The 16,013-nt window shown below is 74.8% G+C and carries 10 protein-coding genes; 5 read left to right on the top strand and 5 right to left on the bottom strand.

Features of this window, described 5'->3' with window-relative positions:
• Positions 1 to 90: 90 nt before the first annotated feature.
• Positions 91 to 1,569: a S1 family peptidase gene (locus ACFY01_RS00865; RefSeq protein WP_390734015.1), complete on the top strand. Its 1,479-nt coding sequence runs from the start codon at positions 91 to 93 to the stop codon at positions 1,567 to 1,569.
• 117 nt (positions 1,570 to 1,686) lie between these two features.
• Here the strand turns inward: ACFY01_RS00865 and ACFY01_RS00860 are convergent, their stop codons facing one another.
• On the bottom strand, positions 1,687 to 3,840 hold the full coding sequence (locus tag ACFY01_RS00860; RefSeq protein WP_390733464.1) for a SpoIIE family protein phosphatase: 2,154 nt from the start codon (positions 3,838 to 3,840) through the stop codon (positions 1,687 to 1,689).
• A 298-nt stretch (positions 3,841 to 4,138) separates the two neighbouring features.
• Here ACFY01_RS00860 and ACFY01_RS00855 point away from each other — a divergent pair, with 298 nt between their 5' ends.
• Positions 4,139 to 4,747, top strand: coding sequence for a LuxR C-terminal-related transcriptional regulator (locus ACFY01_RS00855; protein WP_390733463.1), 609 nt, complete (start codon positions 4,139 to 4,141; stop codon positions 4,745 to 4,747).
• Here ACFY01_RS00855 and ACFY01_RS00850 read toward each other — a convergent pair.
• The 4 genes from ACFY01_RS00850 to lanKC form a co-directional block, all read right to left on the bottom strand.
• Positions 4,724 to 6,748, bottom strand: a complete 2,025-nt coding sequence (locus ACFY01_RS00850; RefSeq protein ID WP_390734014.1) for an ATP-binding cassette domain-containing protein — start codon at positions 6,746 to 6,748, stop codon at positions 4,724 to 4,726. The two genes, ACFY01_RS00855 and ACFY01_RS00850, sit on opposite strands and share 24 nt — an antisense overlap.
• Positions 6,749 to 6,750: 2 nt before the next feature.
• Positions 6,751 to 8,475, bottom strand: a complete 1,725-nt coding sequence (locus tag ACFY01_RS00845) for an ABC transporter transmembrane domain-containing protein (protein ID WP_390733462.1) — start codon at positions 8,473 to 8,475, stop codon at positions 6,751 to 6,753.
• A gap of 97 nt (positions 8,476 to 8,572) precedes the next feature.
• Positions 8,573 to 8,686, bottom strand: coding sequence for a SapB/AmfS family lanthipeptide (locus tag ACFY01_RS00840; RefSeq protein ID WP_390733461.1), 114 nt, complete (start codon positions 8,684 to 8,686; stop codon positions 8,573 to 8,575).
• A 76-nt stretch (positions 8,687 to 8,762) separates the two neighbouring features.
• A complete protein-coding gene (gene lanKC / locus ACFY01_RS00835; protein ID WP_390733460.1) occupies positions 8,763 to 11,375 on the bottom strand; it encodes a class III lanthionine synthetase LanKC in 2,613 nt (870 codons plus the stop codon).
• Between the two features lie 186 nt (positions 11,376 to 11,561).
• On the opposite strand from lanKC, the gene ACFY01_RS00830 reads away from it, so the two are divergent.
• The 3 genes from ACFY01_RS00830 to ACFY01_RS00820 all read left to right on the top strand — a co-directional run bounded on the left by ACFY01_RS00830 (position 11,562) and on the right by ACFY01_RS00820 (position 15,881).
• Positions 11,562 to 14,015 (top strand): SpoIIE family protein phosphatase, encoded by a 2,454-nt coding sequence (locus tag ACFY01_RS00830; protein ID WP_390733459.1) that lies wholly within the window; start codon positions 11,562 to 11,564, stop codon positions 14,013 to 14,015.
• 91 nt (positions 14,016 to 14,106) lie between these two features.
• A complete protein-coding gene (locus ACFY01_RS00825; RefSeq protein WP_390733458.1) occupies positions 14,107 to 14,382 on the top strand; it encodes a hypothetical protein in 276 nt (91 codons plus the stop codon).
• Positions 14,379 to 15,881: a cytochrome bc complex cytochrome b subunit gene (locus ACFY01_RS00820; protein ID WP_390733457.1), complete on the top strand. Its 1,503-nt coding sequence runs from the start codon at positions 14,379 to 14,381 to the stop codon at positions 15,879 to 15,881. The genes ACFY01_RS00825 and ACFY01_RS00820 overlap by 4 nt, the downstream gene beginning before the upstream one ends.
• Positions 15,882 to 16,013 lie beyond the last annotated feature (132 nt).

Below are 16,013 nucleotides of genomic sequence, written 5' to 3'. Positions count from 1 at the left end.
GCGCCCACGATCCACTGCCCCACAGCGGCACTGCCCCACGGTGGCAGACCCCCCGTTCCCAGGAGGTCGAGTAGTTTGAGTCACAAGCGAATGCCGAAGCGCAAGGCTGCGATAGCGGTGGGCGGCGTTGCGGCGCTCGGAGCGGCGGCCTTCCTGCTGCCGATGGCCAACGCGTCCCAGAACGGCGCCTCGGGTGACACCTCCGCCGCCGGCCCCAAGGTCCTGAAGGCGTCGGACGCCTCGGATCTCGCTTCGCAGTTGCAGAAGCTGCTCGGCGACGCCCTCGCCGGCTCCTACTACGACAGCAACAGCAAGCAGCTCGTCGTCAACTTGGTCAGCGGCGACAACAACGTGATCCTCCAGGCGAAGAAGGCGGGCGCGGCCGTCCGCCAGGTCCAGAACAGCACGGCCGAACTCCAGGCCGCCGCCAAGACCCTCAAGGCCAAGGCGACCGTCCCGGGCACCGCCTGGGCACTCGACCCCAGGACGAACAAGGTCGTCGTCACCGCCGACAGCACCGTCACCGGTGCCAAGTGGGACCGGGTGGAGTCCACGGTCAAGAGCCTCGGCTCCAACATGGCGACGCTCAAGAAGTCCGCGGGCAAGTTCACGACGAAGGTCTCCGGCGGCGACGCCATCTTCTCCCAGGTGCAGAACGGCACCGTCCGCTGCTCCCTCGGCTTCAACGTCACCGCCAAAGACGGCAGTCCCGCCTTCCTGACGGCAGGTCACTGCGGTGTCGCGGCCAAGGACTGGTCCGACTCCGAGACGGGGCAGCCCATCGCCACCGTCGACCAGGCCACCTTCCCGGGTAACGGCGACTTCTCGCTCGTGAAGTACAACGACGCCCAGACCCAGGCGCCCAGCGAGGTCAACGCGGGCAACGGCCAGACCGTCCAGATCACCCAGGCCCAGGACGCCACGGTCGGCGAGACGGTGTTCCGGATGGGGTCCACCACCGGTCTGCACAACGGCCAGGTGACCGGCCTCGACGCCACCGTCAACTTCCAGAGCGAGACCGACCCGGGCGGCGTCGACACCGTCAACGGCCTGATCCAGACCAACGTCTGCGCCGAGGCCGGCGACAGCGGCGGCTCCTTGTTCACCCAGGACGGCGGCGCGGTCGGCCTCACCTCCGGCGGCAGCGGCGACTGCACCGCCGGCGGCGAGACCTTCTTCCAGCCGGTCACCGCCGCCCTCCAGGCCACCGGCGCCACCCTCGGCGACGGCGGTGCGGGTGCGGGTGCCGGCGCGGGCGCGGGCGACCAGGCCGGCGGCGACGCGGTGGGCGGCAGCGCCGACCCGTCCGCTTCGGCAGGCGACCAGGCCGGTGCAGGCGACCAGTCGGGCGCGGGCGACGGGACCGGTGCGGGTGACCAGTCCGGCGCCACCGCCGACCCGTCGGCGACGGCGGGCGACCAGAGCGGCGCCGACCAGAGCGGCGCCGACCAGAGCGGCGCCGACCAGTCCGGCAACCAGTCCGGCAGCGGTGACCAGTCTGGCAACGGCGACCAGTCCGGTAGCAACAACCAGTCCGGCAACGGCTCGGCCGGCACCGAGTCCCACTGACCGGCCCTCACACAGGCCCACTGATCGGCCACACCCAGCGGTTCCGGCCGACGGTGGACGGCCCGGCCCTCCGGCGGGAGGGCCGGGCCGTGTCGTCTTTTCGTCCTTCCCCCCGGCCTACTCGCCCAGCGCCCGCAGCAGCAGCACGGCCACGTCGTCGACCCGTTCCCGGGCGGCCCGGCTGTGCCGGACCAGTTCGTCGGCCAGCCGGTCCAGGGGCAGGTCCCCGGTCTCGGTGAGCAGATCTCCCAGGTCGGCGAGGGAGTCCTCGATGTCCGTGCCGGGTGACTCGACGAGGCCGTCGGTGTAGAGGACGAGGACGGAGCCGCGGGCGATGGAGACCTGTGTGGTCGGGTACGTCGCCGACGCGTCGATGCCCAGCAGCGGACCCCCGGCCAGATCCAGCACCCGCACCTTCCCGTCCGGGCGCCTCAGCAGCGGCGGCGGATGCCCCGCACGGGACATCACGGCCCGCCCGTGCGGGGCGTCGAGCCGCAGGTACAGACAGCTCGCGAACAGGTCGGCGCCCAGGTCGATGAGCAGCCGGTTGGTGCCGCGCATGACCTCCTGCGGCGGCCGGCCGACCGTCGTGTACGCGCGCACCCCGGTGCGGATCTGTCCCATCAGCGCCGCCGCGGTCACGTTGTGCCCCTGGACGTCCCCGATCACCGCCGCGGGCAGGGGACGCGCGGGCACCAGGTCGTAGAAGTCGCCGCCGATCTCCATGCCGTGGGTCGCGGGCACATAGCGCGCGGCCGCCTCCAGGCCCGGCAGCCGGGCCAGCGAGCGCGGCAGCAGGGCCTCCTGGAGACCGTGCGCCAGCCGGTGCTTGGCGTCGTACAGCTGCGCCCGCTCCAGAGCCTGCGCGATCAGGCCGCCCAGGCTCGTCAGGACGGCCCGTTCCTCCGCGGGGAAGACGTGCGGTTCGTCGTAGGCGAGGACACAGGTGCCCACCGGCCGCCCGGACGCGATCAGCGGCAGGTACGCCCAGGCCGCGAAGCCGTCCGGGGTCTCCTGACGGTGCGGGTACACGCGCTCCAACTGCTCCCTGGAGTCGTAGAAGCCGGGGACGCCGCTGGAGAGGGCCTGGGTGCCGGGCGTCCGCTCGCCCAGCGGCACCCCGTGGAACCGCTGGACGACGTGCGGGTCCGCGTACCCGCGGTGTCCCAGCACGTGCAGCCGGCCGCCCCGCGAGCCGAGCATCACCAGGGCCGTGCTGCCCACGGCCGGGGCGATCTCGTCCGCGACCAGCTGGACGACGTCCTCCACGCCCGCCGCCTCGGTCAGCGCGCCGGCCAGGCTCAGCACCGTGGAGATGGTCACCAGCCGGGACGGTCCCGCGTCGGCGGACCTCGCCGTCTCCCGCGCCAGCTCCGCCACCGACCGGGCCCGGCTGATGCGCACGCTCAGCCCGGTCGTGCTCGGGTACAGCCGGAACGACAGCCAGGTACCCGGCGGGCGCAGCGCCACGAACGACGTGATGTGCTGGCTGATCAGCGCGCCCCGGTAGCGGTCCTCGTACACGGGGTCGTTCAGCCAGGTCACCGACGCCCACGGCTGGGTGCCGAGCAGGTCGCCGACCGGTTTGCCGAGCAGTTCGCCGGCCGCCTCGTTGGCGAAGGCGATCCGCCCGTGCAGGTCGAGCGAGACCAGGCCGTACGGCAGCCGCGCCACCATTCGGGCGGCCTCCACCGTGCCCACCGTGCCGGCCACGCCGGTCAGCGGGGGCGCCGCCAGCAGATCGGGTTCGCGGCGCGGCGGGCGGTCCGCCCGCGCGGCCCGCTCCAGTCGCCTCGCCAGCCGGTCGCAGGCCGCCGTCAGATGCTCCCGCTCCCAGTCGGACAGGGTCGGCGGGTGCGAGCCGGGCCAGGTCACGAAGACCGAGCCGTACACGGTGTCCGCGGTCGCCACGGGCAGGGCGGCCAGGGCGAAGGGGTACGGCAGCACCACCGCGATGCGCGGATAGCGGCGCGCCATGTCGTCCTCGCCGCCCACCCAGACCAGCCGCCGCTCGCGCACCGCCTCGGCGACCGGGATCGGCGCGCTCAGCCCCACCCGTTCCCAGGGCGCCGCGAACGCCCGGGGCAGTCCCGCCATCACGGCCATCTCCAGCACCGGCTGGTCGGGCGCCAGCAGGTACACCGCTCCGGAGTGCGCGTTGACCTCGTCCATCATCGCGGCCAGCGCCACCGACAGCACCGGCCGGCCGACCTGCGCCCCGGCGGCGGCCGGTGCCTGCCCGGACGTCTGCCCGTCGGACACGCCGACCACCTCCTCGCACGGCCGCGCGTCGCATTCCCAGAGGTCAAGGCTCCCTCGTGACCGCGCCCGGCGCACGGTGAGCCGCCCCGGCCGGCCCGGGTGCCTTCTTGTACCCCGTCCGTCCCGGACCATGCCCCCACAGTCGATGCGCGGGGCGGCGTACGAGCGCCGGGTATGCGCCCCCGCGCACCCTGATGGCCGGTTCTTCGCGCCCGGAAGCGGTCATGCCTGCCAACAATGGGGCACGCGCTAAGAGCCCGTCGGGGCTCTCACACCTGGACGAAGTACGGCGGCTGAAGGGGTGGCAGTGATCGGAGTGCTTCTGGTGCACGACGCGTGTCTGGTGCGATCGGTCCTGGCGGAGTGGCTGCGCCGGGATCCCGAGATACGGGTGGACGACACGTCGTGGCGCGGCGCCTCCGCACGGGTGCGGTCCTTACGGCCGGACGTGTGCGCGGCGGACCTGGAATACGCGGACGGCTTCGGCGTGCCGCCGCTGGGCGAACTGTGCCCGCGGGGCGCCGGCTCGGCGCCGCCACGGCTGCTCGTGCTGGCCGGCAAGAACCGGCCCGGGCTGCTGAGACGGGCGGTCGAGGCGGGGGCGCTCGGCTACGTGGACAAGGAAGGGGCGCCGGAGAGACTCGTGCGCGCGATCCGGCGTGTCGCCCAGGGGGAACGTTTCGTCGACGATTCGCTGGGCTTCGGCTTCCTCAAGGCCGCGCAGATGCCGCTGACGCGGCGCGAGCTGAGCGTGCTGTCGCTGGCGGCCGGGGGAGCGTCCATCGCGGAGATCGCAGGGAGCCTTCACCTGTCCCACGGGACGGTGCGCAACTACATGGCGGCGATAACCCGCAAGACCGGGGCGCGCAACCGGATCGACGCGATCCGGATCTCACAGGGGGAGGGCTGGCTGTGACGGCCCGGCGGCCGACGCGGGGGTCCAGCCGCCGACCAGGTCCCGGTACAGCGGGGAGGCCGCGAGCAGTTCGTCATGGGTGCCGTACGCCGTGCGGCGGCCGTCCATCACCAGGATCCGGTCCGCCCGGCGCGCGGAGCTGATGCGGTGCGCGACGACCACCAGGGTGCCGCCGGGGCGCTCGGCGAAGGCCCGCTCCGCGCGCGCCTCCGCCTCCGGGTCGAGATGACAGGTCGCCTCGTCCAGCAGCGCCAGCGGCGCGCGGGACAGGTACGCCCGGGTCAGCGCGATCAGCTGCCGCTCGCCGGCGGACAGCGACGCCGGCTCGACCGGCGCGCGGGGCCCGCCGAGGCTCTCCAGCACCGGCGTGAGCCCGACCGCGTCGGCGGCCGCCAGCAGTTCCTCCTCCGGCACCGGCCCGGCGCGGAAGTGCCCCAGGTTCTCGGCGAGTGTGCCGGTGTGGACGTACGCCTCCTGCGGGATCAGCACCCGCCGCGCGGTGGCCTCCTCGCTCGGTACGGGGCGCCCGTACACCCGGATCGCCCCGCCCCCGGGCGCCAGCAGCCCCGCGGCCAGAGCGGTCAGCGTCGACTTCCCGATCCCGCTCGGCCCCACGACGGCGAGGTGCCCACCGTCCGGCACGCGTAGGTCCAGTCCGTCGATCACGGGTTCACTGGCGGGCCCGTAGGCGAAGGTGACGGAGGCCAGCGCGAGGGCGTCCGGGGACGCGATCGGCCCGGCCGGGGGAGCCGGCTGCCCGTACGTGCCCACGGGGCGGGCGTGGCCCCCGCCGCGCCCAACGGTTGCGCCTGCGGCTCCCGCGCCTCCGCCCGGGGGCCGGGCGGGCGTCCCGGCGGGGCGGGCGTGGGGGCCCGAGAGGCGGGAGTCCGCCGCTCCTGAGCAATGGTGTGCCGCTCCGGTGCCGGCGTCCGCCGCTCGGGCGTCCAGCCCCTGGGGTTCGGTCTTCGGTGTTCCGGGCGGGAGTTCTCCCGCTTCGGACCCGCCCGCGAAGGTCCCGGCGGGCCCGGCCCCGGCAGCCGGGCCTGTGGTCCACGGGCCCCCGGGCGTCGGCGGGCGCGCTGCCGGCCGGTCCTGCGCCTCCCCCGGAGGGACCAGGCGGCGCAGGACCACCGTCAGGCGGGAACCGCTGGTGCCGAGGCCGTGGACGAGGTTCTGGAGGGCGGGCAGGAGGGACTGGGTGACGTAGGCGAGGGCGCCGACGAGGGCGCCGGGGGTGACGTCGTGGGCGAGCAGCCAGGGGGCGGTGGCGAGGAGGAGGACGACGGGCAGCTGTCCGCCGAGGGCCAGGGACGCCACCCGCAGGACGCCGAAGCGGGCCAGCGAGCGGGCGGCCAGCAGTTCGGCGTCGACGCCGGCCCGCAGGTCGGCGCCGGTCTGCGTCTCCGCGCCGGCCGCCGTCACGTCGCGCAGCCCGGGGCAGACCGTGCCCCACTGTTCGGCGAGGGCCTCGTCGGCGACGAGGAAGGCCTCCTGCCGCCGGGCCAGCGGACGCAGCGTCGCGGCGAACAGGCCGACCCCGGCGATCAGCGGCGGCGCGACCACCAGCAGCAGCCGTGGAGAGAGGGAGAAGAGACCGGCCAGCGCGCCCGCCGCGGTGAAGACGAACGACCGCGAGACCATGACCAGCCCCGCGAGGGTGTCCCGCGCGATCTCCACCTGCTGGGTGAGCCCGGACAGTGCCGCCCCGTCCGCCTCCCGCACCCCGCGCGCCACCACCCGCTCCACCAGCCGGTCCCGCACCGGCTCGACCAGCGCGGCGACGGCCCCGTACACCCGCCCGGTCCCGTACGCCCCCAGGGCCACGCCCAGCGCCGCCACTCCGAGCCACAGCAGGCCGGCCCGGGCCCGCCCGGCCAGGAACCCCTCGTCCAGGGCCCGCGCGAGCGCCCACCCGACCAGGAAGGTCTGCCCGGCCTCCAGCACCGACCAGCCGGCCAGCCGGGCCAGCACCCGCCACCGCAGCAGCCCCAGCGCCCGCACCGTCACCGTGGCAGCCCCTCCTCGACGCCGAACACCGCCCGGTACGCCGGGTCCCGCCACAGCCGCGTGTGCGGCCCGACCGCCCGTAACCGCCCCCCGTCCAGCCAGGCCACGGTGTCGGCGCGGGCTGCCGTCGCCGCGCGGTGGGCGACGAGCAGCCGGGTAGGGCGGGTGTCGCCGGTCAGCAGGGCCTCGGTGACGTGGTGCTCGGTGACCGTGTCGAGGCTGGAGAGCGCGTCGTCGAGGATCAGCAGCCGCCCGCCGTGGGCGAAGGCCCGGGCGAGGCCGAGGCGCTGGGACTCGCCGCCCGAGCGGGGCGCGTCCCGGCAGGCGGTGGCGTAACCGCGCGGCAGCCGGCGTACGAACGCGTCGGCGCGTGCCCGGCGGGCCGCGGCGCGGACCTCGTCGGGAGCGAGAGCGGGCCGGCCCAGGGCGATGGTGTCCTCGATGGTCGTGCCGAGCAGGGCGGGGCGTTCGAAGGCGTAGGAGACGGCCGCCCGCAGGTCGTCCGGCGCGATCTCGCGCAGCGGCACGCCGTCCAGCAGCACCTCACCGGCGTCCGGATCGGCCAGCCGTCCGGCGACGGCCGCGAGCAGGGATTTGCCCGCGCCGGAGCGGCCGACCACCGCGAGGGTCGTGCCGCCCGGGACGTCCAGGTCGACGCCGTCGAGCACGGTGCGCCCGGCGCGCCGGGCGGTGACGCCGCACAGCCGAAGGCCTCCCGGGCCGGGCGGCAGCCGGCGCGTGCCGGGCGCGGGCGCCGGTTCTGCCAGTACCTCGCCCAGCCGGCGCGCCGCCGCCCTCGCCCGGGACAGCGCGGCGACCCGGCCGACGAGTACGCCCACACCGCCCGCGAGGACGGCGTACCGGGAGGCGGCGAGCACCTCGCCCACGGACAGCCGGTGCCGGGTGAGCAGGAACCCGGCCACGGCGACGACGGCCAGTTGCAGCAGCGGCGCCACGGCCACGGCCCGCGCCGCGGCCCGGCCCTGCACGCGCCACATGCGGTGCCCCGCGCGGGACAGCTCGGGCAGTGGCCGCAGGATCCGCGCCGTCTCCCGCTCCTCGGTGCCCGCCGCGCGGATCGTGCGGGAGCCGCCGACCGCTTCCGCCAGGGCCGTCGCGATCCCGCCCTGCACCCGCTGGTAGTCGGCCGCACAACCAGAGGTGTCGCGGGCGAAGGCGCGCAGCAGCAGCGCGAGGAACGGCGCCCCGGCGAGCAGCACGGCCGCCAGCCGCCAGTCGATCAGGCCGAGCGCCACGACACCCCCCACGGGCCCGGCGAGCGCCGCGAGCAGCGCGGCGAGGGCGCCGGGCGCCGTCCCGGCCTGCGCGCCGCCGCCGACCAGGCGGGCGACGAGATCACCGGGGCCGAAACGGTCCGTGGCGCGCGGGCCCAGCGCCAGCACGTGCCCGGCGAACCGCCGCCGCAGCCACGCCGTGGCCCGCGCGTCGACCGTGCCGGCCAGCACGCTCTCGCACCCGTCGAGGACGGCCAGCGCCACCACCAGCCCCGCGCAGCACCACACCCAGCGGGCCGCCGCGCCGTGCGCCAGCAGCAGATCGAGGGTCCGGCCCAGTACGGCCGGAAGCAGCAGACCCGCGGCGGTGGTGGCGCAGCTCACCGCGCACAGGGCCGCACATCGGGCCGCGTCGTGCCGGGTCGCCCCGCGCAGCAGCGCGCGGGTCGGGGCGGCCACCGGGTCGTCGTCGGCGGGGGTCGTCATCGGGCTGCGGGCCTCGCATCATCGAGGAAGAGGTGAAGCCCCGGGCGGTCCCCCTCCCGTGGGAGAGGGCCGCCCGGAGCCGTGGGCGCGGTGTGCGTCAGAGACAGAGGCTGACGCTCGCCGCCGAGACGCACGAGAGCAGGCTCAGCGTGCTCGCGCCGCCGTGGGTGTGCTCGTCGGACTCCATGGTCTGCAGGTCGAGGAGTGCCATTTGGGTGTCCTTTCGTCGGTTGTGCGTCGGATCCCTTGAACCCCTTGGCGGGGACGGGGGTGGTGTCACGACTCCGTCAGATCGTGGAGCCGCGTGGTGGGGCCGCCGGTGGCGGCGGGAGGAACGGCAGGTGTGCGGTGTGCGCGCCGTCGAGGGCCGCCGCGAGCGCGAGCAGGCACCCGGCCGTTCCGGTGGCGAGGTCCATGGACAGCCGCATCATCTGGTGCCCGGGGAAGGCCAGTTGGCCCTGGTAGGCCATGGCGAACCAGCCGAGCCCGGCGATCTGTTCGTCGAGCCGGGCGGGCGTCGCGCCCGGTGCGGTGGTGCGGCTGAGGTGCAGGATCATTCCGGCGCGGCCCTGGAAGAGGCCGGGCTGCGCGTAGAAGCGGGAGGTGGCGCAGGTGAGGATGCCGGACCGGGCCCGTTCGAACTCCTCGGTGTCGCCGCCGGCGTGGGCGAGGAAGTCGTCGAGGACCAGGCCGATGCCGGCGCTGCCGTCGCCGAGGTAGGGCATGGTCCGCCAGCCCTCGTCCACCTCCAGGCCGCCGGTCCTGGCCTGTAACACACAGCGCGCCAGGTCGCGGCGCAGCGCCTCGGCGGCGGCCGTCAGCAGCCGGGGCTCGCCGGTCGCCTCGTACCGGCGCAGCAGGAACAGCGCCGGCCCGGTGGCGCCCCGCAGCAGACCCGCCCGCCGTTCGGGGCTGTCCGGGACCGGCTCGGCGAGGCGGCCGACGAGGAGGTCCGCGGCCTCGGCGGCCCGCTCGGCGAGTTCCCGCTCGCCGGTCGTGCGCGCCAGCCCGTCCAGGACCAGGCCGAGGCCGGCCAGTCCGCCGTGCAGGTCGGAGGAGAGGCGCTGCCATCTCTCGTGAAGGATGACGTCGACCAGGTCCAGGGCGCGCTGCCGGTGCCCGAGCCGGTCGAGGACGTGGGCGACGCCCGCGAGACCGTCGTACAGGCCGAGCGGGGTGCCGGGCGGCGGCGCCGCGGTGCGGGCCAGCAGCCAGCGCTCGCCCTCGTCGTGGCGGCCCGCGCCGGTCTCCGCGAGCGCGTACAGCACGCCCGCCGCGCCGTGCGCGAGACCGAGTCCGCCGCCGTCGTCGAACTGCGCGATGTCGCCGGGGAAGAGCCGGTCGTCGCGCTCCGGCGTGGCCGAGGCGAGGATCGCCTTGACCATGGAGTCCCGGCTGTACGGCCAGTCGCCGGGCTCCACCGGCTGGATCGGCCCCACCGCGCGGGCCGCGCCCGCCGCGTCCCGGGTGATCTCCGCGACCGCCTCGTCCAGGAAGGCGCGCGGCACGTCGGGGAACTGCTCGGCGACGACCTCGGCGAGATGGGCCGCCTTGCCCCGGTCGACCACGAACAGCGTGGTCACGGGCAGGAACAGGGCCAGCCGCAAGCAGGCCAGCGCATAGCGGTCGACGTCCTTGCCGCGCCGGTCGGGCGGTGCGAAGAAGCCGGGGTGGGCGACGACCTGGCGGCCCATCTCCTCGGCCGGGGCCGCGGCCTCGAAGTCGATGAGGAACACCGACTCCTCGTCGGGCGCGACCATGATGTTGAAGACGTGCAGGTCGTTGAAGACCAGCCCGCGCGCGTGCACCGCCTCCACGGCCCTCTCCACCGCCCGGTGGATGCGCAGCGCCCACGCCGTGTAGTCGGCGACGGCCTTCGGATCCGGGTCCGAGGTCAGCAGCGGGTGCCGCTGTGCGAAGAAGGAGTTGAGCGGCCGCCCCTCAAGGAAGTCCATGACCAGGAAGCTGTGCTCGCCGAGGGTGAACCAGTCCCGCACCTCGGGCACCACTCCGGTCCCGGCGACCCGTTCCAGTGCGGCCTTCTCGCGCTCCAGCCGCGCCACCGCGTCCGCGCCGTCCGCGGCGAGCCCCGCGTGCGGCCGCCCCTCCTTGAGCACCACCCGGCGTCCGTCGCGGGTGTCGGTACCCGCGTACACGCCGCCGCCGTTGGAGAAGTGCAGCGCCTTCTCGATGCGGTACGGCAGTTCGCCGACCGTCGTGGTGTTGCGGGCCGCGAGATGCGGCTCCAGGAAGGACGGCAGGGTCACCCACTGAGGGACCTGGAACGACGGCGCGCGCCGGTCCGGCACCAGCCGGCCCTCGCCGTCGCGCACCGCCAGGACCAGCGAGCCGCGCTCGTCGACGACATAGGCGCGGGCGAAAGCGCCGTAACGGACGTACAGCGGACCGTCGTGCCAGCGCAGATCGGTCAGGATGTACGGTCCCTCGAAACCCGCGAGCAGTTCCCCGAGCTCGTTCAGCACCCGGTGCAGCTGCTCCTCGTCGGCCGGGTAGACGGTGACGAACTTGCCGCTGGCGTCGCGGCCCGCGTACTTGGCGTTGCGCAGGTGCAACAGGTGCGGGGCCGGCACGAACTTGAACGGGATGCGGCGCGGCACGCAGTAGTCCCACACGATCTCAGCGATCCGCTCCGCGTCCGCCCGGGTCGCCGAGGCATGGATCTTCCAGCCCTGCGCCGGCGACGGCAGCGGCGCTCCGTCCGCGTCGAGCGGCGTCAGCGTCAGCCAGTCACCGGTGCGCCCCGTGCGCCAGCCCTCCGGGACCTCGCGGCGCGCCGTGGCGTACAGCGGCGCGGCGTCCGGATCGGCCGCGGACAGCCGGTCCGGCGTGTCGTAGAAGTGCCTGTCGGCGAGCGCGTACACCTCGTACCGCTTGTCCATGCCTTCCCCTCCTTGGCCCGGAGACGAACTTTCCAGGCCCGGGTGGTCGCGGACAGTCACCGCTGTCACGAGATCGCCGTGCGGAACGCATGCGTCAAGACATGTTCGGTGCGTTTCGAGCGCCGGCCGGCCCCGGGCTCCCTCGAACCGTCACAGGGGCTGCGCAGGGCCTCCATAAGCGCTGTAATGGCGAACGTGGTCAGTGAGGGTGCGGCGGTGCGCAGAACGAGAACGGAGCGTGCCGAACTTGCCCTTGAAACGGTCACCGCCGATCTTGGTTCTCCCGACCGGCTGCGCCGCGTACTCGAACAGGCCCTCGTCTTCGCCGGTGCGGCGTTCGCCGGCGTGTACACGCCCGGTGAGAACGGCGACTCCCTGTGCCTCCTGGAGTCGGCCGGGCTGCCGCGCACGCTGTACGGGCTGCGCGACAGCTATCCCACCGCCGGCCGGTCCCCGGCCGCCGCGGTCCACCGCGAGGGCCGGCCGGTGTGGCTCGGGCCCGAGGAACTCGCCGGCTCCCCCGAGGCGCGGCGCACCCCCTACCCGGACTTCTCGCTGGCCGTCCTGCCGGTTCCCATGGACGCGGGCGGCTGCCTGGTCGCCGTCACCGAGAGCCCCGGGGGCTTCGGCGCCGAGGACCGCGCCTGCCTGGTACTGGTCGCGGAGGCCGTCGCCTGGCGCGCCCCGGCCCGCGACGCCGACACCGGCGAGCTGCCCGGCGACGCCTTCGGCCTGGCCATGGACACCGGCCGCATCGAGGTCGGCGACGGGATCCTGGAACTGTTCGGGATCGACCGGGCGGAGTTCGACGGCAAGGTGGAGACCCTGCTCGGCCGGACCGTGCCGGAGGACCTGCCCGCACTGATGTCGGCCGTCGAGGCCGACCACATGTCCATCGGCGACCGTGAGCTGGAGTTCCGCATCCTCCAGCCGTCCGGCTCGCCCAGATGGCTGCGGCTGCGCGGCCGGCTGCTGCCCGGCGGCGAGGGGGCGCCGGCCCGCCTGGTCGGCACCGTCGCGGACGCCTCCACACTGCGCTCCGACGTCACCGACGTGGCCCGGGTGCAGCGCCTCGCCGCCGCGCTCGCCACCGCCGGCACCGTCAAGGACGTCAGCCAGGCCGTGGTCGCCGCGCTGCGCAGGCCGCTGCACGCCGACCGGATCGCCCTGGCCGAGCTGGAGAACGACCGCCTGGTGGTCACCGTCCTGGACCCGCCCGAACCGGAGGTCTGGCCCGAGCTGTGGCGCACGGAGTGGCGGACCGAGTGGCCCGACGCGCCGGTCCGGGCGATGCCCACACTGGCCGCCGCCCTGCGCGAGGGCCGCCTCCACATCTGGCCGGCGGGCACCTCACTGGAGCCCGCCCTGGCCGAGGTCGGCCCCGGCGGCCTCGCCGTCCTGCCGCTGCCCGCCGGGGGCCGGATGGCGGGCGCCTGCCTGATCGGCTGGGACCGCCCGCACGACTTCGGCCCCGACGAGCGCGCCCTGCTCACCGCCGCGGCCACGCTGGCCGGTCACGCCCTGATGCGCGCCCACGCCTTCGACGCCGAGCACGAACTGGTCGGCATGCTCCAGCGCACCCTGCTGCCGCGCCGCCTGCCCAAGCTGCCCGGCGGGGTCGCCGTCGCCCGCTACCTGCCCACCACCGCCGGGCTGGAGGTCGGCGGCGACTGGTACGACGTGATCCCGCTGCCCGACAACCACGTGGCCCTGGTGATCGGCGACGTACAGGGCCACAACGCGGGCGCCGCGACCCTCATGGGCCAGATGCGCACCGCGCTGCGCGCGTACGCGGCCGAGGGGCACCCGCCGGACGTGGTGGTGGCCCACGCCAACCGTCTCCTGATGGAGCTGGAGACGGACCTCTTCGCCACCTGCGCCTACATCGACGTCGACATGGAGGAGGGCTCCGCCTGGTGCGTGCGGGCGGGACACCTGCCACCGTTGCTGCGTCTCCCGGACGGCTCGACCACCATCGTGGAGACGGAGGGCGGCCCGCCGCTCGGCGTGCTCGCCCAGGCCGACTTCCCCATGACCCCGATCCGGCTCCAGCCCGGCACGGTGCTCGCGCTGACCACGGACGGCCTGGTGGAGTCCGCCGAGGAGGACATCGACGCCGGCCTGGACCGGCTCGCCCACGACCTGTCCGCCTCCGACCCCGCCCACCTCGGTGTCGTCGCCGACACACTGCTCGCCGGCGCCCACCGAGAGGACGACGTCGCCCTGCTGCTGATGCGCTACGACGGCATGGCCGTCCGCCCGCTCAGGGAGGGCTGGACGGTGTGGCGGGTCCCGGAGGCCGTCCGGCACGCCCGCCGTTTCACCCGGCGCACCCTGCGCGCCTGGGAGGTGCCCGCCGACGACATCGACGTCGTGCTGCTGGTCGTGTCCGAGCTCGTCACCAACGCCCTGGTGCACACCGACGGCCAGGTCCGCCTGGACCTCACCCTCGTCAACCACCGGATGCGCGTCACCGTCACCGACGCCTCGCCCCGCACCCCGGTGAAGCCCACCAGCGTCGGCTGGGAGGCCACCGGCGGCCGCGGCATCCTCCTCGTGGAGGCCATGTCGGCGGCCTGGGGCACGCTCCCGGTGAGCGGCGGCAAGCAGGTCTGGTCCGAACTCGTGCTCGACAGCTGACCCGTGCGGGCCCCCGCCACACGGGTGCGCGTGCGCGGTGCCTACGGCAGGTCGCCGGGGTCCGTACCGCCGCCTTGCCTAGGGTCCTGCCGTGGCACACACCTTCGAAGAGCTCGTGGAGAAGCAGCGCGCGGCCGAAGCGGCGCACGCGAGGGCCATGGCCCTGCGCGAGGCGTACGGCCCTCCGGCCCAGGCACAGTGGACCGGCGCCCAGTCGTCGACCTACGAGACAGCCCTGCGGGCCTGGCGCGACCTGGCCCGCGAGGTGCAGACGGCGCTGGGCGAGTACGCGAAGGAGACGGGCAGGTCCCGGACCGAGACCGAGGCGGAGGTGCAGCGGGCGGCCGCGGAACCGGAGGAGACGTGACATCGCCCGGGCCGCCCGGACGTGGCCGCGCATCCCGTGGTGAACGGCTCGCCGACGCCGTGGACGCCCGGCTGCCGGTCGTCGAGGGCGGGTCGCTGCTGCGCAAGGTGTTCCCCGAGCACTGGTCCTTCCTCCTCGGCGAACTCGCGCTGTACAGCCTCCTCGTACTGGTGCTCACCGGCATCTGGCTGACCTTCTTCTTCGATCCCGAGATGCGCGAGGTCGTCTACACCGGCTCGTACGCGCCCCTGCAAGGGGTACTGATGTCGGCGGCCTTCGACTCCACCCTGCACATCAGCTTCGAGGTGCGCGGCGGCCTGCTCGTGCGGCAGACGCACCACTGGGCCGCGCTGGTCTTCGTCGCCGCGATCGGCCTGCACATGCTGCGGATCTTCTTCACCGGCGCCTTCCGCAGACCCCGCGAGGTGAACTGGGCCATCGGGATCACCCTGTTCGTGCTCTCCCTCGCCGAGGGCTTCGCCGGCTACTCGCTCCCCGACGACCTGCTCTCCGGCACCGGGCTGCGCATCGCGCAGGGCATCATGACCTCCCTGCCGGTGGTGGGGACGTACGTCGGCTTCTTCGTCTTCGGCGGTGAGTTCCCCGGCCACGACATCATCACCCGGCTGTACCCGGCGCACATCCTGCTGCTGCCCGGCGCGCTGATCGCGCTGGTCACCGTGCACCTGATCCTGGTCTTCCACCTCAAGCACACCCAGTGGCGCGGGCCGGGCCGGAGCAACGCGAACGTCCTCGGCAAACCGCTCTACCCGCAGTTCACCGCGTCCTCCGTCGGGCTGTCCCTCACCGTCTTCGGCGTGCTGGTGCTGCTCGCCGGCGTCGCCCAGATCAACCCGGTCTGGGTGTACGGCCCCTACCGGCCGGACCTGGTCTCCACCGGCTCCCAGCCCGACTGGTACGTCGGCTTCCTGGAGGGCGCGCTGAGGCTGGTACCGCCGTGGGAGACGAACGTCGCCGGGCACACCCTCATGTGGAACGTGCTGCTCCCCGCGGTGGTGCTGCCCGCCCTGCTGTTCCTCGTGCTGTACGCGTACCCCTTCGTGGAGCAGCGCCTGACGGGGGAGTGGCACCTGGAACGGCACCTGTGCGACCGGCCGCGCGAGCGTCCCGTACGGACCGGCCTGGGCGTCGCCGGGACCGTCTTCTACGGCGTGCTGCTGCTGGCCGGCGCCAACGACATCGTGGCCCAGTCCTTCCGGGTCTCGGTGAACACCCTGACCTGGGTGCTGCGCGTCGCGCTGGTGCTGGCACCGGTGGCCGCGTTCCTCCTGACCCGGTGGGTGTGCCTGGCCCTGGTGGAGGCGGAGCGGCACCGGCTGGCGGAAGGGGTGCCGACCGGCGAGATCCGCCAGACGGTGGCGGGCGGTTACGAGACCGACCACCAGCCCGTCGACACCTTCCCCCCTGGCGCCCCGAGGCGCCCCCTCACCGGCCCCCGCGCCGTGACCCGCCGCCCGCCGACCCGCCGGGACCGATGACGGACGGCCGCGGCCCGGACGCGGCGCCTTCGCCGCCGCCGCGAGGCCCTGGTGTGGGCGGTGGGTCGTCGGTCCGGGTGGCGGAGACCGTCGGGCACACGTGGTCCGTCGGCATGCCGGTGCCGGTGAGGG

The sequence above is a fragment of the Streptomyces sp. NPDC001480 genome, assembly GCF_042894725.1.
In the GTDB taxonomy this organism is placed as follows: Bacteria; Actinomycetota; Actinomycetes; order Streptomycetales; family Streptomycetaceae; genus Streptomyces.
This window is presented reverse-complemented; position numbering and strand designations above follow the sequence as displayed.